The sequence below is a fragment of the Psychromonas sp. MME1 genome (assembly GCF_041080865.1).
In the GTDB taxonomy this organism is placed as follows: Bacteria; Pseudomonadota; Gammaproteobacteria; order Enterobacterales; family Psychromonadaceae; genus Psychromonas.
Window position 1 is genome coordinate 155,553 of the sequence record NZ_CP160906.1, and the last position, 21,265, is coordinate 176,817.

Annotated in this window: 13 protein-coding genes, 1 tRNA gene, 3 rRNA genes and 1 pseudogene; 16 read left to right on the top strand and 2 right to left on the bottom strand. The window is 41.1% G+C overall.

The window, feature by feature from the left end; translation table 11 throughout:
• Window positions 1-175 precede the first annotated feature (175 nt).
• Both slyD and AB2N10_RS00700 read right to left on the bottom strand, forming a co-directional pair.
• The gene (slyD, locus tag AB2N10_RS00695; protein ID WP_354624649.1) at window positions 176-802 is read right to left on the bottom strand and encodes a peptidylprolyl isomerase; all 627 of its coding nucleotides are present in this window, start codon (window positions 800-802) and stop codon (window positions 176-178) included.
• A 23-nt stretch (window positions 803-825) separates the two neighbouring features.
• Window positions 826-1,041 (bottom strand): YheV family putative zinc ribbon protein, encoded by a 216-nt coding sequence (locus tag AB2N10_RS00700; protein ID WP_354624650.1) that lies wholly within the window; start codon window positions 1,039-1,041, stop codon window positions 826-828.
• A 133-nt stretch (window positions 1,042-1,174) separates the two neighbouring features.
• Between AB2N10_RS00700 and AB2N10_RS00705 the strand changes: the two genes are divergently transcribed.
• From AB2N10_RS00705 to msrP, 16 genes and pseudogenes are all read left to right on the top strand, one after another.
• A complete protein-coding gene (locus AB2N10_RS00705; protein WP_369434169.1) occupies window positions 1,175-3,088 on the top strand; it encodes an ABC transporter ATP-binding protein in 1,914 nt (637 codons plus the stop codon).
• A gap of 75 nt (window positions 3,089-3,163) precedes the next feature.
• Window positions 3,164-3,451, top strand: a complete 288-nt coding sequence (locus tag AB2N10_RS00710; protein WP_354624652.1) for a pyrimidine/purine nucleoside phosphorylase — start codon at window positions 3,164-3,166, stop codon at window positions 3,449-3,451.
• Between the two features lie 639 nt (window positions 3,452-4,090).
• Window positions 4,091-5,635 (top strand): 16S ribosomal RNA (locus tag AB2N10_RS00715).
• A gap of 72 nt (window positions 5,636-5,707) precedes the next feature.
• Window positions 5,708-5,783 (top strand) — tRNA-Glu (locus AB2N10_RS00720).
• 519 nt (window positions 5,784-6,302) lie between these two features.
• A 23S ribosomal RNA gene (locus tag AB2N10_RS00725) occupies window positions 6,303-9,191 on the top strand.
• 111 nt (window positions 9,192-9,302) lie between these two features.
• Window positions 9,303-9,418, top strand: a 5S ribosomal RNA gene (gene rrf, locus AB2N10_RS00730).
• The 16S, 23S and 5S rRNA genes sit together here with 1 tRNA gene alongside, the layout of an rRNA operon.
• An 835-nt stretch (window positions 9,419-10,253) precedes the next feature.
• Complete coding sequence (putA, locus tag AB2N10_RS00735) at window positions 10,254-13,415, top strand: bifunctional proline dehydrogenase/L-glutamate gamma-semialdehyde dehydrogenase PutA (RefSeq protein ID WP_369434170.1); 3,162 nt, start codon at window positions 10,254-10,256, stop codon at window positions 13,413-13,415.
• Window positions 13,416-13,425: 10 nt separating this feature from the next.
• Entirely contained in the window at window positions 13,426-14,142 is a 717-nt protein-coding gene (locus AB2N10_RS00740) for an aldehyde dehydrogenase family protein (protein WP_369434171.1), read from the top strand.
• Between the two features lie 402 nt (window positions 14,143-14,544).
• Entirely contained in the window at window positions 14,545-15,372 is an 828-nt protein-coding gene (locus tag AB2N10_RS00745; protein WP_369434172.1) for a transporter substrate-binding domain-containing protein, read from the top strand.
• Window positions 15,373-15,491: 119 nt separating this feature from the next.
• Window positions 15,492-16,163, top strand: a complete 672-nt coding sequence (locus tag AB2N10_RS00750) for an amino acid ABC transporter permease (RefSeq protein WP_354624658.1) — start codon at window positions 15,492-15,494, stop codon at window positions 16,161-16,163.
• Window positions 16,163-16,813, top strand: a complete 651-nt coding sequence (locus AB2N10_RS00755; RefSeq protein WP_369434173.1) for an amino acid ABC transporter permease — start codon at window positions 16,163-16,165, stop codon at window positions 16,811-16,813. The genes AB2N10_RS00750 and AB2N10_RS00755 overlap by 1 nt, the downstream gene beginning before the upstream one ends.
• Window positions 16,810-17,532: an amino acid ABC transporter ATP-binding protein gene (locus AB2N10_RS00760; protein ID WP_354624660.1), complete on the top strand. Its 723-nt coding sequence runs from the start codon at window positions 16,810-16,812 to the stop codon at window positions 17,530-17,532. Before AB2N10_RS00755 ends, AB2N10_RS00760 begins: the two co-directional genes overlap by 4 nt.
• Before the next feature lie 282 nt (window positions 17,533-17,814).
• Window positions 17,815-18,735, top strand: coding sequence for an ABC transporter ATP-binding protein (locus tag AB2N10_RS00765; RefSeq protein ID WP_369434174.1), 921 nt, complete (start codon window positions 17,815-17,817; stop codon window positions 18,733-18,735).
• Window positions 18,728-19,500, top strand: a pseudogene (locus tag AB2N10_RS00770) (ABC transporter permease). Before AB2N10_RS00765 ends, AB2N10_RS00770 begins: the two are co-directional and overlap by 8 nt.
• The gene (locus AB2N10_RS00775) at window positions 19,497-20,156 is read left to right on the top strand and encodes an SAM-dependent methyltransferase (protein WP_354624661.1); all 660 of its coding nucleotides are present in this window, start codon (window positions 19,497-19,499) and stop codon (window positions 20,154-20,156) included. The pseudogene AB2N10_RS00770 and the gene AB2N10_RS00775 overlap by 4 nt, the downstream one beginning before the upstream one ends.
• A 77-nt stretch (window positions 20,157-20,233) precedes the next feature.
• Window positions 20,234-21,256 carry a protein-methionine-sulfoxide reductase catalytic subunit MsrP gene (gene msrP / locus AB2N10_RS00780; protein ID WP_369434175.1) on the top strand — a complete coding sequence of 341 codons (1,023 nt, stop codon included), beginning with the start codon at window positions 20,234-20,236 and terminating at the stop codon, window positions 21,254-21,256.
• The last annotated feature ends 9 nt before the right edge of the window (window positions 21,257-21,265 follow it).

Genomic DNA, 21,265 nt, shown 5'->3' on the forward strand with positions numbered 1-21,265 from the left:
TAATTAATATTTTTAGCTAATTATTTAATAAGTTAGACTAAAGAATAATAAAAAGGAGAAATAATGAGAATTTTAATTAAAAGAGTATTGATGTGCTGTATAGGCTGAGCAAAAAGTTTGCGTGTAAGTGGCTTTATATAAAAGCCACTTGAAGGGGGTTAATTAATGCAAGGCTCTAGTGGCAACCACCGCAGCATCCATCAGGCGATTTTTCTTTTTTTGTTTCATGTCCGTGCCCACCACAGCATTCATCACCATCTGCATGCTTGCTTTTGTCACCACCACAACATTCATGGTCAGAATCGTGGTCATGCCCATGCCCACCGCAAGAGCTGCCAGCTTGATGGATATGGCCATGTGCCAACTCTTCAGCCGTAGCTTCGCGGATGGACACGACTTCACCAACAAATTGTAGCGTCATGCCTGCTAATGGGTGATTAGCATCAATACTAACATTTTCCGCGTCTACAGCAGTCACTTCAACGGTGCGGGTGCCTTGATCTGTTTCTGCGTGGAATGTCATACCGACTTGAATTTCATCGACACCTTCAAATAAAGAGCGTGGTACCTGTTGTACTAAATCTTCACGGAAAACGCCGTAGGCTTGCTCTGGTTGTAAGGTAACATCAAATTTATCGCCAACAGCTTTGCCTTCAAGCTCTGCTTCTAATCCAGGTACTAAATAATGTGTGCCTTGGATGAATTCAAGTGGTGCGCCATTTTCTGTGCTATCAAGTGCGTGTCCGTCAACTTCAGCAACACCAAAATGGATTGCAACCACTAAATCATTTTTTACTTTCATTCTATTTCTCACTCTATTATAGGTTATTTATCAGATGGATTGAATATTCCGATCATCTGTTCAAATTGGCGGGTTGCGCTCGTTGCTTGTTTGGGTGTTTGTGTTTGTGTATAGCCACAATGCACACAAGTTAGCTTTTCAATGGCATTTTCTAATGTCAGCGCAATAGTGTCAAGTTTGTTACACTCTGGACAGTTTGCTCCTGCAATAAAGCGTTTTTTAGTTTTAGATAGCGTCATTCTAAGATTCTATTAAATTTATGATGATTAATGCTAAGCAAATATGGGATAGATTAACAGTGGCTATAGCTCAAGTTTACAAAATCGGCTATTATCTCCGCCTATTTTTTAATACCGATTGAGAGTTTTAACTATGATTGTGGCAAGTAATATTGAATTTATACGTGGCGGAAAACCACTACTCAAAGATGCTAGTGCAACAATCAACCCACGTCAAAAAGTGGGATTAGTGGGAGCCAATGGGTGTGGTAAATCGAGTTTTTTTACGCTATTGAAGAAACAGACCCATGTAGATAGTGGCGACTTAACCATTCCGCAACATTGGCGACTTGCGAGTGTTGCTCAAGAAACCCCGGCATTAGATGAGAATGCATTACAGTATGTTATTGATGGCGATGTACATTTCCGTGAATTACAGAAGAAATTGACAATAGCAGAAGATAAAAATGACGGTACGTTGATTGCAGAATTACACATACAACTTGATAATGCAGGTGGTTATAGTATTGAATCTCGTGCGGCTGAATTATTGGCGGGACTCGGGTTTTCTGAACAGGCGCAACGCCGTTCAGTGAGTGATTTTTCTGGCGGTTGGCGCATGCGTTTAAACTTAGCTCAAGCATTATTATGCCCTTCAGATCTTCTACTACTGGATGAACCAACTAACCATTTAGATTTAGATGCGGTAATTTGGTTGGAAAAGTGGCTGAAACAATATTCTGGAACATTAATACTTATCTCTCATGACCGAGATTTTATTGATAGTATCGTCGATAAAATTATTCATATAGAACAAAATCAATTACATGAATACACGGGTAATTACAGTAGTTTTGAACGCCAAAGAGCTGAAAAATTAGCGCAGCAACAAGCGACTTTCGAAAAGCAGCAAACACAAATGCAGCATATGCAAAGTTATATTGATCGATTTAGATACAAAGCGAGTAAAGCAAAGCAAGCACAAAGCCGTATAAAAGCATTAGAAAAAATGGAGCAACTATTACCGGCTCATATTGATAGTCAATTTAGTTTTTCGTTTAAAAAACCCGATGCCTTACCGATGCCTTTATTAACATTGGAGAAAGTATCTGCGGGGTATGATGATAAATTAATTTTAGATGAAATAAAGCTAAACTTGGTGCCGGGGAGTCGTATCGGATTATTAGGCCGAAACGGTGCAGGGAAATCGACATTAATTAAGCTGCTTTCTAATCAACTAATGCCCAAGTCTGGTGAAATAGGAATCAATCCTAATGCTAAAATTGGTTATTTTGCCCAACATCAATTAGAGTTTTTACGATTAGATGAATCACCACTACAACATTTAGCTCGATTAGCGCCAGAAGAAAAAGAGTTACCATTGCGTAATTTCTTAGGGCGTTTTGGTTTTCAGGGAGATAAAGCGCTAGAAAAGGTTGCCCCATTTTCTGGTGGAGAAAAGGCGCGATTAGTGTTGGCATTATTAGTATGGCAAAAGCCTAATTTATTATTGCTCGATGAACCGACCAACCATCTCGATCTAGAAATGCGTCATGCCTTGACTATGGCATTACAAGAATTTGAAGGCGCAATGGTCATTGTGTCACATGATCGACATCTTTTACGAACAACGACGGATGATTTATATTTAGTGCACGACCAAAAAGTTGAGCCTTTTATTGGCGATCTCGATGATTATCATAAATGGCTATCAGAGCAACAACGCATCGAAAAACAATCAAATGAAACAGTAAGTGATAAAGAAAGCTCAGTAAATATCAACCGTAGAGAACAAAAAAGGTTAGATGCAGAGTTTAGAAAGAAATTAACGCCTTTTAAAAAACAGTTGAATGAAGCTGAAAAATTAATGGAGACATACTCACTACAGCTGCAAACAATAGAAGAGCAGCTATCCGATGCGGGTTTATATGAACAGTCAGAGAAAGCTCGATTAACCGAGTTGTTAAAATCACAAGCTGAAGTAAAACAAGCATTAGAAGAAGCTGAAATGCAATGGATGGAAGCGCAAGAGACAATTGAATTAATGCAAGTAGAGTTTTCTGTATAGATTAACTGCTTGAGTTTTAAATAATATTATTCATAATCACAAAGTGGATTAACGCATAATTGTAAGGAAATAAGAATGAGCTTTAAAACAAATGAATACTTTGATGGCAATGTGGCATCAATTGCTTTCCAAACTGAAACGCTGCCAGCAACGGTAGGGGTTATGGAAATAGGCGAATATACTTTTAACACTGGGGCTAAGGAGTATATGACTGTTGTAAGTGGAAGTTTGACAATTAAACTTGCAGGTAGTGATGATTGGGTTACTTATAATGCAGGTGAAACATTCCCGGTTGAAGCAAATTCTAGTTTTGATGTACAAGTAACGGTGCAAACTGCTTATTTATGTCTTTATGAAAAATAAATAAAAGTAGTAAATGTAATTAAATCAGGAGCGAAAGCTCCTTTTTTGTGCCCAATAGATATTGAAAATAGAGGTTGGTCATTTGGTTTACAGCTAAAAAAACAGCATATTGGTTGGTAATTCTACAAACGATTGCTTGTTTGGAATAATCTGTCAATAAATGCTTGCCAATGTGATCTGAATCCCTATAATGCGCATCCACAGACACGGGGCGTAACGCAAGTTAGCAACCAGTTTGAGAATAAAACAAACGCATTTATCGCTTCGTAAGAAATGTAAAATAAGACGTTGACATTGTTCGAAAGGCGCGTAATATACGCACCTCGCCGCAAGGCGCGCTCTTTAACAATTTAATCAAACAATCTGTGTGGGCACTTATTGTTGATGTGATTTCAAATAATCAAAAAGTAACGCTTCTGCTTGCAGAAAGTTACACCTAACTTGTTTAGGTAACATCAATAGAAGTGACACACGAATTAATTCATTTACATTGAAAGATTTATCTTTCAATGATTAACAGGCCAAATATTTATATTTGGTGATTAATTCAGAATAACAAGTACTTCGGTACTTAGTTTTAGTCAGTAATATTGAGCTTGGTTAAATTCTACTTCGTAGAAAATAACCTAATTAAACTTTAAATTGAAGAGTTTGATCATGGCTCAGATTGAACGCTGGCGGCAGGCTTAACACATGCAAGTCGAACGGTAACAGAGAATAGCTTGCTATTTTGCTGACGAGTGGCGGACGGGTGAGTAATGCTTGGGAATTTACCTTGTTGTGGGGGACAACAGTTGGAAACGACTGCTAATACCGCATAATGTCTTTTGACCAAAGGTGGCCTCTATTTATAAGCTATCGCGACAAGATGAGCCCAAGTGGGATTAGCTAGTTGGTAGGGTAAAGGCCTACCAAGGCGACGATCCCTAGCTGGTCTTAGAGGATGACCAGCCACACTGGAACTGAGACACGGTCCAGACTCCTACGGGAGGCAGCAGTGGGGAATATTGCACAATGGGGGAAACCCTGATGCAGCCATGCCGCGTGTGTGAAGAAGGCTTTCGGGTTGTAAAGCACTTTCAGCGAGGAGGAAAGGGTGCAGGTTAATACCCTGTATCTGTGACGTTACTCGCAGAAGAAGCACCGGCTAACTCCGTGCCAGCAGCCGCGGTAATACGGAGGGTGCGAGCGTTAATCGGAATTACTGGGCGTAAAGCGCGCGTAGGTGGTTAATTAAGTCAGATGTGAAAGCCCAGGGCTCAACCTTGGAACTGCATTTGAAACTGGTTAACTAGAGTTTTGTAGAGGGTGGTAGAATTTCAGGTGTAGCGGTGAAATGCGTAGAGATCTGAAGGAATACCAGTGGCGAAGGCGGCCACCTGGACAGAGACTGACACTGAGGCGCGAAGGCGTGGGGAGCAAACGGGATTAGATACCCCGGTAGTCCACGCAGTAAACGATGTCTATTAGAAGTTTGTGGCTATATGCCGTGGGTTTCAAAGCTAACGCATTAAATAGACCGCCTGGGGAGTACGGCCGCAAGGTTAAAACTCAAATGAATTGACGGGGGCCCGCACAAGCGGTGGAGCATGTGGTTTAATTCGATGCAACGCGAAGAACCTTACCATCCCTTGACATCCAGAGAATCACCAAGAGATTGATGAGTGCCTTCGGGAACTCTGAGACAGGTGCTGCATGGCTGTCGTCAGCTCGTGTTGTGAAATGTTGGGTTAAGTCCCGCAACGAGCGCAACCCCTATCCTTATTTGCCAGCGGGTCAAGCCGGGAACTCTAGGGAGACTGCCGGTGATAAACCGGAGGAAGGTGGGGACGACGTCAAGTCATCATGGCCCTTACGGGATGGGCTACACACGTGCTACAATGGCAAATACAAAGGGTTGCTAACCTGCGAGGGTATGCGAATCTCATAAAGTTTGTCGTAGTCCGGATCGGAGTCTGCAACTCGACTCCGTGAAGTTGGAATCGCTAGTAATCGTGGATCAGAATGCCACGGTGAATACGTTCCCGGGCCTTGTACACACCGCCCGTCACACCATGGGAGTGGGCTGCACCAGAAGTCATTAGCTTAACCTTCGGGATGGCGATGACCACGGTGTGGTTCATGACTGGGGTGAAGTCGTAACAAGGTAGCCCTAGGGGAACCTGGGGCTGGATCACCTCCTTACGTAAAGAAATTCACAATAATGAGTGCTCACACAGATTGTTTGATTAGACTGAAGAAGTGCAGAAGTTCTATGTCCCCATCGTCTAGAGGCCTAGGACACCGCCCTTTCACGGCGGTAACAGGGGTTCAAATCCCCTTGGGGATACCACTACGATAAAAAAGATATTCAATCTTTTTAACCATCCATTGGTAGGAACTGAGTTTACGTTTTAAGTGAAAGTCACTTTATAAACATTAAGTTTTAATGCTTATAAAGTGTTTTTTAACACTGCTCTTTAACAATTAGGAAAGCTGATAAAGTTCTGTTTGAACGTATGGATATAGATATCAATATGTTTAAACGAAACGAAATTGTTCTCAATGATTAATTTATTAATCATTGTAATCAAGCAAAAATAAAAGTTCATTTTTCACGTAGTGAAATGTGAACAGTACGTATCTACTCAATCTTATGATTGATAGGTGCACGAAAAACGAATGTTGTTTTTTGTATTGTAAAATATGAGAAATCGCAAGCGTCTTGGAAACGACATACAAAACAAAAATCAGTATTAAGTAGTGATGCCAAATGGTGTTGCCCACTCAGACATTGACAAAAAGACGTCAATCTCTTGTTGGGAACAATACCTAAAACGCGTCACTGCGTGACACTTTTTAGGTGTTGTATGGTTAAGTGAATAAGCGTGCACGGTGGATGCCTAGGCAATTAGAGGCGATGAAGGACGTGGTAATCTGCGATAAGTCCAGGGGAGTTGATAACAAGCGTTATATCCTGGAATTTCCGAATGGGGCAACCCGGCACTTAGTGTCATCGTTAAGTGAATACATAGCTTAACGAAGCGAACGAGGGGAACTGAAACATCTAAGTACCCTTAGGAAAAGAAATCAACCGAGATTCCGAAAGTAGCGGCGAGCGAAATTGGAACAGCCCTTAAGCTGTTTAGAAGTTAGTAGAATGGTCTGGAAAGTCCGACGATACAGGGTGATAGTCCCGTATATGACAACTTCTTTACAGTGAAAACGAGTAAGACGGGACACGAGAAATCCTGTTTGAATATGGGGGGACCATCCTCCAAGGCTAAATACTCCTAATTGACCGATAGTGAACCAGTACCGTGAGGGAAAGGCGAAAAGAACCCCTGTGAGGGGAGTGAAATAGAACCTGAAACCGTGTACGTACAAGCAGTAGGAGCCGACTTAGTTCGGTGACTGCGTACCTTTTGTATAATGGGTCAACGACTTAATTTCAGTAGCAAGGTTAACCGTATAGGGGAGCCGTAGGGAAACCGAGTCTTAACTGGGCGAATAGTTGCTGGGATTAGACCCGAAACTTGGTGATCTAGCCATGAGCAGGTTGAAGGTTGAGTAACATCAACTGGAGGACCGAACCCACTAATGTTGAAAAATTAGGGGATGACTTGTGGCTGGGGGTGAAAGGCCAATCAAACCAAGAGATAGCTGGTTCTCCTCGAAAGCTATTTAGGTAGCGCCTCGTGTATCACTGTTGGGGGTAGAGCACTGTTTGGGCTAGGGGGTCATCCCGACTTACCAACCCCATGCAAACTCCGAATACCAACAAGTGCAATCACGGGAGACACACGGCGGGTGCTAACGTCCGTCGTGGAAAGGGAAACAACCCAGACCGCCAGCTAAGGTCCCAAAGTATATGTTAAGTGGGAAACGATGTGGGAAGGCTTAGACAGCTAGGAAGTTGGCTTAGAAGCAGCCATCTTTTAAAGAAAGCGTAATAGCTCACTAGTCGAGTCGGCCTGCGCGGAAGATTTAACGGGGCTAAACATATCACCGAAGCTGCGGATGCTTATTTATAGGCATGGTAGAGGAGCGTTCTGTAAGCCGTCGAAGGGAAAGCTGTAAGGCATCCTGGAGGTATCAGAAGTGCGAATGTTGACATGAGTAACGATAAGGGGGGTGAAAAACCTCCCCGCCGGAAGACCAAGGGTTCCTGTCCAACGTTAATCGGGGCAGGGTGAGTCGACCCCTAAGGCGAGGCCGAAAGGCGTAGTCGATGGGAAACGGGTTAATATTCCCGTACCCTTATATTTTGCGATGGGAGGACGGAGAAGGCTAGGTGGGCCTGGCGATGGTTGTCCAGGTTCAAGTATGTAGGTGGAAGACTTAGGTAAATCCGGGTTTTCTTAACACTGAGATACGATGTCGAGTCACTAAGGTGATGAAGTCATTGATGCCATGCTTCCAGGAAAAGTCTCTAAGCTTCAGAAATATAAGGATCGTACCCCAAACCGACACAGGTGGTCAGGTAGAGAATACCAAGGCGCTTGAGAGAACTCGGGTGAAGGAACTAGGCAAAATGGTACCGTAACTTCGGGAGAAGGTACGCCGCTGACGGTGAAGTCCCTTGCGGATGGAGCTATTGGCGGCCGAAGATACCAGATGGCTGCAACTGTTTATTAAAAACACAGCACTGTGCTAAATCGCAAGATGACGTATACGGTGTGACGCCTGCCCGGTGCCGGAAGGTTAATTGATGGGGTTAGACTTAGGTCGAAGCTCTTGATCGAAGCCCCGGTAAACGGCGGCCGTAACTATAACGGTCCTAAGGTAGCGAAATTCCTTGTCGGGTAAGTTCCGACCTGCACGAATGGCGTAATGATGGCCATGCTGTCTCCACCCGAGACTCAGTGAAGTTGAAATCGCTGTGAAGATGCAGTGTACCCGCGGCTAGACGGAAAGACCCCGTGAACCTTTACTACAGCTTAGCAGTGAACTTAGAGCCTACATGTGTAGGATAGGTGGGAGGCTATGAAGCGTTGTCGCCAGATGACGTGGAGCCAACCTTGAAATACCACCCTTGTATGTTTTGAGTTCTAACCATGGCCCCTGAATCGGGGTTTGGGACATTGTTTGGTGGGTAGTTTGACTGGGGCGGTCTCCTCCCAAAGAGTAACGGAGGAGTACGAAGGTTGGCTAATCACGGTCGGACATCGTGAGGTTAGTACAATGGTATAAGCCAGCTTAACTGCGAGACAGACACGTCGAGCAGGTACGAAAGTAGGTCATAGTGATCCGGTGGTTCTGAATGGAAGGGCCATCGCTCAACGGATAAAAGGTACTCCGGGGATAACAGGCTGATACCGCCCAAGAGTTCATATCGACGGCGGTGTTTGGCACCTCGATGTCGGCTCATCACATCCTGGGGCTGAAGTCGGTCCCAAGGGTATGGCTGTTCGCCATTTAAAGTGGTACGCGAGCTGGGTTTAGAACGTCGTGAGACAGTTCGGTCCCTATCTGCCGTGGGCGTTTGAGAATTGAGAGGAGCTGCTCCTAGTACGAGAGGACCGGAGTGGACGAACCGCTGGTGTTTGGGTTGTCATGCCAATGGCATTGCCCAGTAGCTACGTTCGGAATCGATAACCGCTGAAAGCATCTAAGCGGGAAGCGAGCCTCAAGATGAGTTCTCACTGGGACTTTAAGTCCCCTGAAGGGCCGTTGGAGACTACAACGTTGATAGGCAAGGTGTGTAAGTGCGGTAACGTATTGAGCTAACTTGTACTAATTACCCGTGAGGCTTAACCATACAACACCTAAGACGTGTTGATGTAACCAAGAAAAAGTACGTTTGCGACAACATATTTTACAACTTGCAAGATTAAAGAATAATAGACAGCTTTTCTAATTAACTTTTTAGCTTGGCGAACATAGCGCTGTGGTCCCACCTGATCCCATTCCGAACTCAGAAGTGAAACGCAGCTGCGCCGATGGTAGTGTGGGGTCTCCCCATGTGAGAGTAGGTCATCGCCAAGCGCCTAATAAACGAAAAATCCCTGTTGACGATGTCAGCAGGGATTTTTTCTTTTTAGGGTACTGACGAGGATGACCTGCTCGAGAGTAGGGCGAGTATCGCGATAGCGATGTGTCACGAGCTTCGGTGCTCTGCGACGACTTTCCATTGCTAGACACCTATTTAGAAGAAGCCCTGATAGAAATATCAGGGCTTTTTTGCTTTTTAGAGATGATAAAAGTGGCCCATCAACGTCAAGTAATACCAACTCCGGTAAGTATGTGATCTAAATTTTGCGTAGGAAAATCAGCTTAATTTAAGGCGTAATTTGACGTAAATGGTTATTCCCTTTGCGAAAATTACAACGCAGCAGTAAGTTGTTTTAACCAGTAAAATAGATCAGCTATTTATCGGAATTGGTATAAGGTTGCGTTAGTCCACTGGACTAACGGACCTTGCTCTCCTTCCCATTCCGAACTCAGAAGTGAAACGCAGCTGCGCTGATGGTACTTAGTTGCATCTTGTTTCCTTGACCCCCCCCCCCTAACTAGATTTCAAAATTACAGGGATTGGTATATGCCCTGCCCACAAAAATTTAGTGTTATCGGAGTAAAGCTTTTTTGTTTGTTTTTTAGACCTTTCTCATAGAACAACAGTAAGATACTCTTATTTCTATGAGCTATTCTCCATAGCAGTGATAATTTATAGTTCTTTTTTACGTGTTACTCTGTTGTTTTGCTAGGCTAATGAAAATAGCGATTGGCGATAAAAAATCAGATGATTGATTTCCGATGGTGCATTTTATTGCAGACTTAAAGTTTTACCTCACCAGTTTATTCTTAACTATAAGGTTTTCACATGGTTCCTTTTAATGCCTTACATTGCATTTCTTCAGCTTTTATCGAACGGCCAATGCCTCAGCTCTGGTCATATATATCAGCGCTTTATATGATTGACGAGTCCGCTTGGATGTCTGAACTTTTATCTGTTGTCACAGAAGATCCATTTAAAAATGCACAAACTAAATTAGTGGCAAAAGATATTATTTCTCGCGTAAGAGCGGATAAAAAAGCAATACATATGATTGATGCAGTGTTACTTGAATATAGCTTAGATACTCAAGAGGGTATTCAATTAATGTGCCTTGCTGAAGCACTTATGCGTATTCCTGATTCAGCCACTGCCGATGAGTTGATTAGAGATAAACTAGGTTCAGCCGATTGGCAATCACATTTAAAGCACTCAGACTCTATTTTTGTTAATGCATCCACCTGGGGATTGTTAATAACGGGGAAAATTTCTCGTATTGACGTGACACACGACGGAGATGTCGGACATGTTATTAACCGTTTGATACATAAAATGTCTGAGCCTGTAATACGTCAAGCTATTTATCAAGCGATGAAAATAATGGGACAACAATTTGTACTAGGTAGAAACATAGAGGAGGCGCAAAAAAAGAGCGAGTATTTCACGAACCAAGGTTTTAGTTACTCCTACGATATGTTAGGTGAATCTGCATTAACGCGGAGTGATGCTCGCCATTACTTTGATTCATACATGTCAGCTATCGAATCCATTGGGCAAAATCAACTTAACCTTGCCAATAAATGTAATGCAGCAACAGTTTCCATTAAATTATCTGCTTTACATCCCCGTTATGAATTTACTAATAAGGATAATATATTAAAAGAGCTATTTGATACGGTTCTATTGCTGGTTAAACATGCTAGGTCAGTTGGTGTTGCAGTAACCATCGATGCTGAAGAAGCTGACCGTCTAGAGTTGTCATTACTTCTATTTGAACAATTATATCGGCATCCACTATGTCGCGGCTGGGGAAAATTAGGTGTCGTTATTCAAGCTTATAGTAAACGTGCCTTAGCAGTTTTGGCTTGGCTGGCTGCACTGGCCAAGCAGCAGGGTGATTGTATCCCTGTGCGCTTGGTAAAGGGGGCATATTGGGATAGTGAGATAAAGTTATCACAGCAGCATGGTTATGATGCATACCCTGTTTATACACGCAAAGAAGGCACGGATGTTTCTTATTTAGCATGTGCTAGATTTTTGTTAAGTGACCATATCAAAGGTCTTATTTACCCTCAGTTTGCGACTCATAATGCGCATACGGTTGCTGCAATTTCATTGATCGCAAAGCATAAAAAATTTGAGTTTCAGCGTTTGCATGGGATGGGGGAAGCTTTATATAAACAAGTTGTTTTTTTGCTCAATATTCCTGTCCGTATTTATGCGCCAGTCGGTAGCCATAAAGATTTATTACCCTATTTGGTTAGGCGTTTATTAGAAAATGGTGCTAATAGCTCTTTTGTGCATCGACTTGTTGATGCTAACTGCCCTATTGATGAATTAACAAAACATCCTGCCGATATATTAATGCAACGGCCAACATTACATAATGGCTTAATTGCATTGCCTCCCAATATTTTCTCTGATCGTAAAAATTCGCACTCTATTAATATTCATATTAATGATCAGGCCCGTTCTTTACAGTGTTGTGTTGACGTTTTTATAGACTCTTATTGGCATTCTGGTGCGATTGTCGATGGTCGTAAGTATTACCCATGTGATGATCAGTTACAGGATCACCATACTATTTATGCTCCCTATGACCGTAATGTTGAGGTTGGCAGAGTACAGTTTGCGAATCCTTGCATTGTTGAAAAAGCGCTGCATAGCGCTTATCAATATCGTTATCAATGGCAACAAAAAACGGTTGTAGAGCGGGCAAACTGCCTATTGGTATTGGCTGATCTACTAGAAATACACATGCCAGAATTGATCGCTTTGTGTCATAAAGAAGCGGGTAAAACGATACAAGATAGTATTGATGAGGTACGCGAAGCAGTTGATTTTTGTCGTTACTATGCCAAACAAGCGATACACCACTTTGAGTCTATTGGCACGGTTATTGGTTATGATGGTATAAAAAGGCAAGTCAAAATGGAGGGAAAAGGGGTGTTTGTCTGTATCAGCCCCTGGAATTTTCCGCTTGCAATTTTTATTGGGCAAATTAGTGCCGCTTTAGTTGCGGGAAATACGGTTTTAGCTAAACCTGCTGAGCAAACGTCACTAATCGCTGCGCGTGCCGTAGAGCTTATACTTGCCGCAGGGGTTCCTGAAAAAGCAATTCATTTATTACCCGGAGTTGGTAGTGAGGTTGGATCTATTCTAACGAGCGATTTGAGAGTATCTGGTGTGGTTTTTACAGGTTCAACGATAACCGCACAAGCAATAAATCGCGCTTTAGCCGCGCGTGGTAGTGCTGAGTTTACTTTTATTGCTGAAACAGGGGGGCAAAATGCGATGATAGTGGACAGTACAGCTTTACCTGAACAAGTGGTAAGAGATGTTATTCGCTCGGCCTTTGCTTCTGCCGGGCAGCGCTGCTCTGCATTACGTGTTCTATTCATTCAGGAAGAGATAGCTGAGCGTGTTATCACCTTGATTAAAGGTTCAATGCAAGAGTTAAAGGTTGGTTTACCTTATTTACATAGCACTGATATCGGTCCTGTTATTGATAGCAGGGCGAAAGCTAAATTACTTTCGCATATTGCAAGTCTTTGTAATGATAATCATAAATTAATCGCTACCGGGATATTAGATGACAGTTGCTTAGATGGGAATTTTGTTGCTCCAACGGCTATCGAAATTGATAATTTAGGACAATTACAAGCTGAAAATTTTGGGCCCGTCTTACATGTTATTCGTTTTAACTCAGCGCAGCTAGATAAGGTAATCGATCAAATAAATGGTACAGGTTTTGGCTTGACTATTGGCATACACAGTCGCAATGAAAAACGTTATTTGTCGATTGCCAAACGAGCTAGAGTCGGTAATTGTTATATTAATCGCGATCAAGTTGGCGCTGCGGTTGGTGTACAACCTTTTGGTGGGCAAGGGCTTTCTGGTACGGGGCCTAAAGCTGGCGGACCCCGTTACTTGTATCGTTTTGTTGATCAAGTTGACAATAATCGTTCTGCCGAAGATGGTCTTTCATAGGAAATAAGTGATGTTAAGTAATACCCAACTAGCTTTGCGTAAGGCATTAAATATTTACCCATCTTGGAGTGCATTAAGCGTAACAATAAGAGCGCAATGCTTACAACGTTGGGCTGAACTATTACCGAAACAACTTACTGTTGAATGTGTCGATTCATTAGTTATAAAAATGATTGAATATCAATCGAGTAGAGCGATTGAACTGATTTCTCAGGCGCAAATAATGACCGGCCCCACGGGAGAAATTAATGAGTTATCTACCGCTGGTCGGGGGGTATTTCTTATTGCTGCTGAGCGTGAAGTTCCTCTGACAGCCATTGTGGGGTTTATAAGTTGTGCACTGGTGGCAGGTAATACAATATTGCTCTCTTTAGCAGAGCGGGAGTCACTGGCGGACCGTTTATGTAGTAGTTTAATGGCTGCTGGGCTAAGTGAATCTATTGTAACGACAGTTAACTATAGGGAAGTTGATAGCGTAATAAACAAAAGTACAATTGCCGGCGTTGTATTCATGGGGGATCAGTCTAAGGCGGTTAATATTAAAAAAGATTTAGCCTGTCGTGAAGGGGCTATTGCCCCATTAATTGTAGAAACAGATTTACTGCGCTTAACAACGCTCTTGGACAGTTATCTATTATTGCGTTTTATTACTGAAAAAACACAGACAATCAACGTTACCGCTATAGGGGGAAATGCAACATTGATGGCATTGGGTTGTGGTGATTAATGGTTTGTTGGTTGATTTTTAATCACATATAGACGCTATTTTTTCAGTTTAATTCATCATTTAAAATTAATCGAGCGAACTGTAATGTGATATGCCAAAACAGCGCTATAGATACCAAGGGTTGGGACTTTTTGTTGTTTTTTTACGAAGTAATAACAGACTATAATCGCTCTATTTTTTAATCCTTACAAAGACTTATACTATGCTCTGTTTGAGAACTTGCCTTAATTTTGATACAGTATTCACAATGTTAAAAAATTAGCATTGACATTATGAATGTAAAATTAACTTGAAATTAGGATTAAGTGGCTAAAATGCATGATGCGATTACATGTTTTTTAAACTGTCATACAGTCATTTTCCTAAGTTAATTCAGTGATAAATTATACCTAAGGAGAGTGTATGAATTTAGTAAAGAAAGTTTCATTAGTTATTACTTCAATTGCCGTTATTGGATCGATTTCTGCCGCTAATGCAGACAAACTTGATGACGTTATCAATCGAGGCACTTTAAATTGTGGTGTTGTTCTTGACTTCCCGCCGATGGGTTATACCGATAAAGACAACAAACCCGCAGGTTTTGACGTTGACTACTGTAACGACTTAGCTAAAGCGATAGGCGTAAAATCAAACGTGATCAACCTGACTTGGGGAGATCGAATTCCTTCATTGATCTCTGCTAAAACAGATGTGGTGGTTGGTTCAACTTCAGATACATTAGAGCGTGCCAAATCAGTTGGATTTACTTACCCCTATTTTGTCTTTAAGTTTCAAGTATTATCGAAGAAAGGTGTGAAAATGATATCTTTTGATGATCTTAAGGATGTGAAAGTTGGTGCTGCATTAGGTACAACATACGAAAGCGAGTACTTTAAATATGCGGATTCGAAAGGATGGGGGCGTGATAATTACACCTCTTTTAAATCAGAAAATGATGCGTTTTTAGGGCTATATCAAGGTAAAGTTGATGCATTAATTTCCACTAACACCAATATAGCCACCAAGCTCACTTCTGGTCAGTTTGACGATTTCGTTGCTGGACCTTATGTACCAAATTATGATGATGTTGTTGGGCTTATTGCAAAACGCAATGAACTTGCTTGGATAAATTACCTTAATCTATTTTTAGTTCATCAAATTAGAGACGGTCGCTTAAATGATCTACATATGAAACATTTTGGCACGCCAGTATCGCCAGATATGGTTCAATCTTTAATTGATAATAAGTAACTTTATCGAATCTTGAATCAAAAGCAATAAACCTCCAGCTAAGCTGGAGGATCTTTAGGCTCCTCAGTCATGATCAAACAAATCATACCGTCCGGTAAGGAGGCTGATAAAGAGGAAATATGGACAATTATGAATTTCATTGGAATGTCGTCTTTGATGCATTTCCACAACTTTTAACTGGTGCATTTACAACTTTACACGTCTCTGTTTTATCAATGCTTGTTGGTATCGCCATTGCAGTGTTATTAGCACTAGGAAAAATGTCAACATCGAAAGTTTTTTATCATGCCGCCAATATTTGGGTGGAGATTGCAAGAAATACTCCCGCACTTTTTTTAATATATATGGCCTATTTTGGCTTAGGTGCCTACGGTATCCACCTTAGCCCCTATGTTGCTGTTTTTTCTGCATTAGTTTTTATCAATGCGGGATATTTAGCGGAAACATTTCGCGGTGGTTTTCTCTCAATTCCAACGACGCAGTATAGCGCTGCTAAATCTTTAGGTATGAACAATATACAAGTCTATCGCTATGTTATTTTGCCACAAATGTTTAGGAGAATATATCACCCGATGACCAATCAGTTTGTTTGGTCAATATTAATGAGCTCTCTTGGCATATTGGTTGGTATGGATGAGCTTTCAGGTGAAACACAACGGTTACAGTCAACCTCTTTTCGAACATTAGAATTTTTTATAGTCGCTGCGGTTATCTATTTTGTGATCACCAAAATCGTGCTTATTTCGTCTGGCTTAATTGCCAATAAAATGTTTAAAGGGGAGATTTCATAATGAATTTATTTACTCCCCTATCATGGAATGATGCTGGATTTATATTAACAGGTATATTAAACACCGTTTATATATCCGTTGTGGCAATCATTGTGGGTAGTTTGTTGGGCTTGCTGGTTGGTTTTGTACGAGCTGAATCTAATAAAGCGGTAAATGTATTGTTGGGTGCATTTTTAGATATTCTGCGATCAGTTCCCCTGATTATTCAACTTATCCTATTCAGTACTTTTATTGGTGCGATGGGTTATCCACTCGACCCCTTTGAAGCGGGGGCGATTATATTATCTCTTTATACTATGGCATTTATGAGCGAAGTGTTTAGGAGTGGTTTTGAGAGTGTTTCTCCTGCCATGATAAATGCTGCTAGATCATTAGGAATGAATTATTTACAGGCCGTTCGCCACGTTAGAATTCCCATTGGAATGAGAGCGGTCTTTCCCTCTTGGTTGGGGGTCGCACTGAGTGTGATAAAAGACTCTGCACTTGTTTCTGTGATTGGTTATATGGAGCTTTTAAGAACAGCCGAACAGCTAATATCAAGAACACAACAACCGCTAATGATACTAATAGGTGTGGGGGTGTTTTATTTTGTTATTTCTTACCCCTTATCGCGTTATGGAAAATATGTAGAAAGGAAAATGGAAATATGATTGAAATTAAAGGAGTTCATAAATCTTTTGGTGATTTGGAAGTGTTAAAAGGTATTGACTTAAATGTAAATCGCGGTGAGGTTGTGAGTATCATTGGTGCCAGTGGGAGTGGTAAGTCGACACTATTGTATTGCATTAATGCCATCGAAAAAATTAATAGTGGCAAGATCATTGTTGATGGTGTCGATGTCCATGATAAAAATACTGATATCAATAAATTAAGACAAAATTTAGGGATGGTTTTCCAACAGTGGAACTCTTTTCCTCATTTAACCGTGTTGGAAAATGCCGCCCTAGCTCCACAGATAGTTAAAGGTTTTAGTAAAGAAAAGGCACAGGAAATTGCGCGAAAAGAACTTATTCACGTAGGCCTTGGTGACAAACTTAATGAGTATCCGACTAAAATGTCTGGTGGTCAGCAACAACGGCTTGCTATTGCTAGAGCATTGGCGATGGAGCCCCCTTATATGTTATTTGATGAAGTGACTTCAGCACTCGATCCGGAGCTGGTGGGGGAAGTGTTAGATACATTAAGATTATTACGTGATGATGGTATGACCATGATTTGTGTGACCCATGAGATTGCATTTGCAAAAGAGGTTTCTGATAAAGTGGCCTTCTTCCATAAAGGGTTAATTGAAGAGATAGGAACGCCACAACAAGTATTAGATAATCCACAGCAAGAGAGAACCCAGCAATTTTTAAGTAAAGTGCTTTAATATCTGTTGAAATCAAACTATTAAGTAAGTGATTTTATTATTTTCAAATCACTTACTTATTACCCTAATTAAGCGATTATTCCTGCGTAAAATTTAGACTTCATACTTAACTAAAGTGTATTAAACATACTTTTACGATTCCTAAAATGAACTAACAATGCATCTTAACTAGCATGGGTATCGTGAATATTTAGTGGTACAATCCCCGATAATTATGGCACTCGATTCTTTTACTGTTTTATCTTGTTGCTTATAAATCAAATTATTAAGGCATATGCTGTTATGAATGCAATAGAACTTCAAAATATAACAAAAACTTATAAGGGTGGAGTCACCGCGTTAAAAGGTATTTCCTTAGCGGTTGCTGAGGGCGACTTTTATGCACTGCTTGGACCCAATGGAGCGGGGAAATCTACAACCATAGGTATCATCTCTTCCTTGGTCAATAAAAGTTCCGGCAATGTTAAGGTTTTCGGTTATTCTTTAGATACAGAATTAGAGCTTGCGAAAAGCCAAATTGGTTTAGTCCCTCAAGAGTTTAATTTTAATCAATTTGAGCCGCCAATACAGATTCTCGTTAACCAGGCTGGGTATTATGGCATTACCCGTAAATTAGCCCTGCTGCGTGCCGAGCGCTATCTAAAGCAGCTGGATCTTTGGCATAAACGTAATGAACCCTCTCGTGAATTATCTGGTGGGATGAAACGTCGTTTAATGATTGCCCGTGCTTTGATGCATGAACCTCGATTACTTATTTTAGATGAACCAACGGCGGGCGTTGATATCGAAGTTCGACGTTCAATGTGGGAATTTTTAAAAGAGATCAATCGCCAAGGTGTCACGATTGTTTTAACAACGCATTACCTTGAAGAAGCAGAAATGTTATGCCGCAATATTGGCATTATTAATAAAGGGCGTTTAATTGAAAATACCAGCATGAAATCGTTGCTCGCTCGTTTGGACAGTGAAATTTTTATTTTGGACATTGATAAAACTACCACTGTTCCATATAGCGATAACTGCAAGATAACGCAAATAGATGCGCAAACCCTTGAAGTTGAAATTAGTAAGAACGAGTCGCTGAATGCTTTATTTGCCGATCTCACTAAACAAGGGGTCAATGTGAAAAGCCTACGTAATAAGGCTAATCGCTTAGAAGAGTTATTTATTGGTTTGGTAGAAAAGGGTAACGCGCATGATTAACAGTAGTTATATAATCGCCTTAAAAAGTATTTGGCGTAAAGAGATCAATCGTTTTTTGCGCATCTGGGTGCAGACCTAGTTCCCCCCGTTATCACCATGAGTTTATATTTTGTCATTTTTGGTAATTTAATCGGCTCTCGGATAGGTGACATGGACGGTTTTAGCTATATGTCCTTTATTGTACCTGGGTTGATCATGATGTCTGTTATTACCAATTCCTATTCGAATGTCGCTTCATCATTTTTTAGTGCTAAGTTTCAGCGCAATGTAGAAGAACTTTTGGTTGCCCCCGTGCCGAATTACGTCATTATTTGGGGGTATGTGGGTGGTGGTGTAATTCGTGGATTAATGGTTGGTTTTTTAGTTACCTGTATCTCAATGTTTTTTGTTAAGTTACATATTTATAACATTGTCGTTTTAATATTGAGTGTACTCTGTACCTCGATTTTATTTTCCATTGGTGGGCTATTAAATGCGATTTTTGCACGCTCCTTTGATGATATAAGTATTATTCCTACCTTTGTATTAACGCCATTAACCTACCTAGGAGGCGTGTTTTACTCGATCACATTATTGCCTGACTTTTGGCAGGGAGTCTCACACTTTAACCCCGTATTTTATATGATCAATGCGTTCCGTTATGGCTTTTTAGGTATATCCGATGTGTCACTCGTTTGGTCATTTTCTGTAATAGCGGTATTTACAGCGGGGCTTTATGGCCTAGTCTCTTTGTTGCTAAAAAATGGTGTGGGGATTCGTTCATGAGTGAATTAGGTAATTCCAGAGTCATAATCTCTAATCAGCAAGGCTTGCATGAACAACTCGATGAGGTGGTCTTAAAACACCTCAAACATACTTTTCGTAAGCCCTATCAGCAACATACACTGGATGCTTTTAAAGCATGTGAAAAGTGGGTCGAGCAACAGGGTAAAAATATTATTTTTGACTCCTGTTGTGGTGTCGGTGAAAGTACTTATCACCTTGCTAAAAAACACCCCGAAGCGATAATTTTAGGGTTAGATAAATCTGCCGATAGGCTTAGTAAACACCCACAACAAATCAGCGATAACTACCGTTTACTGCAGGTTAATTTGAATGATTTCTGGCGTTTAGCGGTAGAGGCAAATTGGCATCTATCGCACCATTACTTACTCTATCCGAACCCTTGGCCTAAGGCGAAACACCTACAACGTCGATGGCACGGTAGTGCTGTTTTTCCCGCTATTATAAAGCTAGGGGGAGAGTTGGAGCTGCGTAGTAATTGGTTTACTTACATTCATGAATTTAGTCATGCATTGCAACTTGCAGGCCATTCCAGTGTCGTTGAAGCGTTTCATAGTGATGCTGCGATCACTCCCTTTGAACGTAAATATTGGGCAAGTGGGCAAAAATCATTACGGTTAATGAGCTCATTAGACTAATTATTTTTTATTTTTTGCAATTAATTCCCGAGTGATAAGGTCTATATTTTTATAGTTATCTAACTAGGGGATTAACCATGCTTATTAGACTTCGTAAAAAATCTGACCTTAAAGAGTCGCAATTAACCTCTGAGGATACCTATTTAAATCGCCGCCAAATAATAAAATCACTCGGCTTATCGGCATTAATGTTACCACTAGCAAAACCGTTACACGCCGGCTTACTGGATATTTTTTCTGATAGTGACTCTGCGCAGAGCGATTTACAGTTTAAGCGCCGCAAATTAAATTATATAAAAAATAGCCACTATGATTCACTCTCCCCGTTAACGCCGGAAAATAAAATATTACAGTATAATAATTTTTACGAGTTTGGCACGGGGAAGGGCGATCCCTTTGAACATGCTCAACAGTTTAAAGTGGATCCTTGGTCACTAACGATTGATGGCTTGGTTGATAAGCCTATTACCCTCAATTATGAAGATTTATTAAAACGTTTCACCATTGAAGAACGTTTATATCGGATGCGCTGTGTTGAAGCGTGGTCAATGAATATCCCTTGGTTAGGCTTTACACTTGCATCATTATTGAAATCAGTAGGGCCAAAATTAAATGCTAAGTTTGTTCGTTTCGAAACCTTGCATGATCCAAAGCAGATGAGAGGACAAGCTTCACGCTATGTTGGTGGGGGGATTGATTATCCTTACGTCGAAGGTTTGCGTCTGGACGAAGCGATGAATCCGTTAACCCTGTTATCGGTTGGTCTCTATGGGCAAACGTTAGCACCGCAAAATGGTGCACCTATCCGCTTGGTAGTCCCTTGGAAGTATGGTTTTAAAAGTATCAAATCCATTGTCAAAATCACGCTTACCGATACAGCACCTATCAACACATGGCAAAAAATCGCATCAAATGAGTATGGTTTTTATGCTAATGTCAATCCAGCTGTCGATCACCCTCGCTGGAGTCAAGCAAGTGAACGTTTCCTTGGTGAGGGGAATTTATTTTCGCAAACTCGGCAAAAAACGTTGCTGTTTAATGGCTACCAAGAAGAGGTAGCGAGTTTGTACGCGAATTTAAATTTGCAAAAAAATTATTAAGGTTATCTA

Excerpts from the sequence above, each read along its gene's own strand:
- slyD (WP_354624649.1), bottom strand. The coding sequence starts at position 802 with ATGAAAGTAAAAAATGATTTAGTGGTTGCAATCCATTTTGGTGTTGCT.
- AB2N10_RS00705 (WP_369434169.1), top strand. The coding sequence starts at position 1,175 with ATGATTGTGGCAAGTAATATTGAATTTATACGTGGCGGAAAACCACTA.
- AB2N10_RS00700 (WP_354624650.1), bottom strand. The coding sequence starts at position 1,041 with ATGACGCTATCTAAAACTAAAAAACGCTTTATTGCAGGAGCAAACTGT.
- AB2N10_RS00765 (WP_369434174.1), top strand. The coding sequence starts at position 17,815 with ATGAATGCAATAGAACTTCAAAATATAACAAAAACTTATAAGGGTGGA.
- AB2N10_RS00710 (WP_354624652.1), top strand. The coding sequence starts at position 3,164 with ATGAGCTTTAAAACAAATGAATACTTTGATGGCAATGTGGCATCAATT.
- AB2N10_RS00760 (WP_354624660.1), top strand. The coding sequence starts at position 16,810 with ATGATTGAAATTAAAGGAGTTCATAAATCTTTTGGTGATTTGGAAGTG.
- AB2N10_RS00740 (WP_369434171.1), top strand. The coding sequence starts at position 13,426 with ATGTTAAGTAATACCCAACTAGCTTTGCGTAAGGCATTAAATATTTAC.
- AB2N10_RS00745 (WP_369434172.1), top strand. The coding sequence starts at position 14,545 with ATGAATTTAGTAAAGAAAGTTTCATTAGTTATTACTTCAATTGCCGTT.
- AB2N10_RS00755 (WP_369434173.1), top strand. The coding sequence starts at position 16,163 with ATGAATTTATTTACTCCCCTATCATGGAATGATGCTGGATTTATATTA.
- AB2N10_RS00775 (WP_354624661.1), top strand. The coding sequence starts at position 19,497 with ATGAGTGAATTAGGTAATTCCAGAGTCATAATCTCTAATCAGCAAGGC.
- msrP (WP_369434175.1), top strand. The coding sequence starts at position 20,234 with ATGCTTATTAGACTTCGTAAAAAATCTGACCTTAAAGAGTCGCAATTA.
- putA (WP_369434170.1), top strand. The coding sequence starts at position 10,254 with ATGGTTCCTTTTAATGCCTTACATTGCATTTCTTCAGCTTTTATCGAA.
- AB2N10_RS00750 (WP_354624658.1), top strand. The coding sequence starts at position 15,492 with ATGGACAATTATGAATTTCATTGGAATGTCGTCTTTGATGCATTTCCA.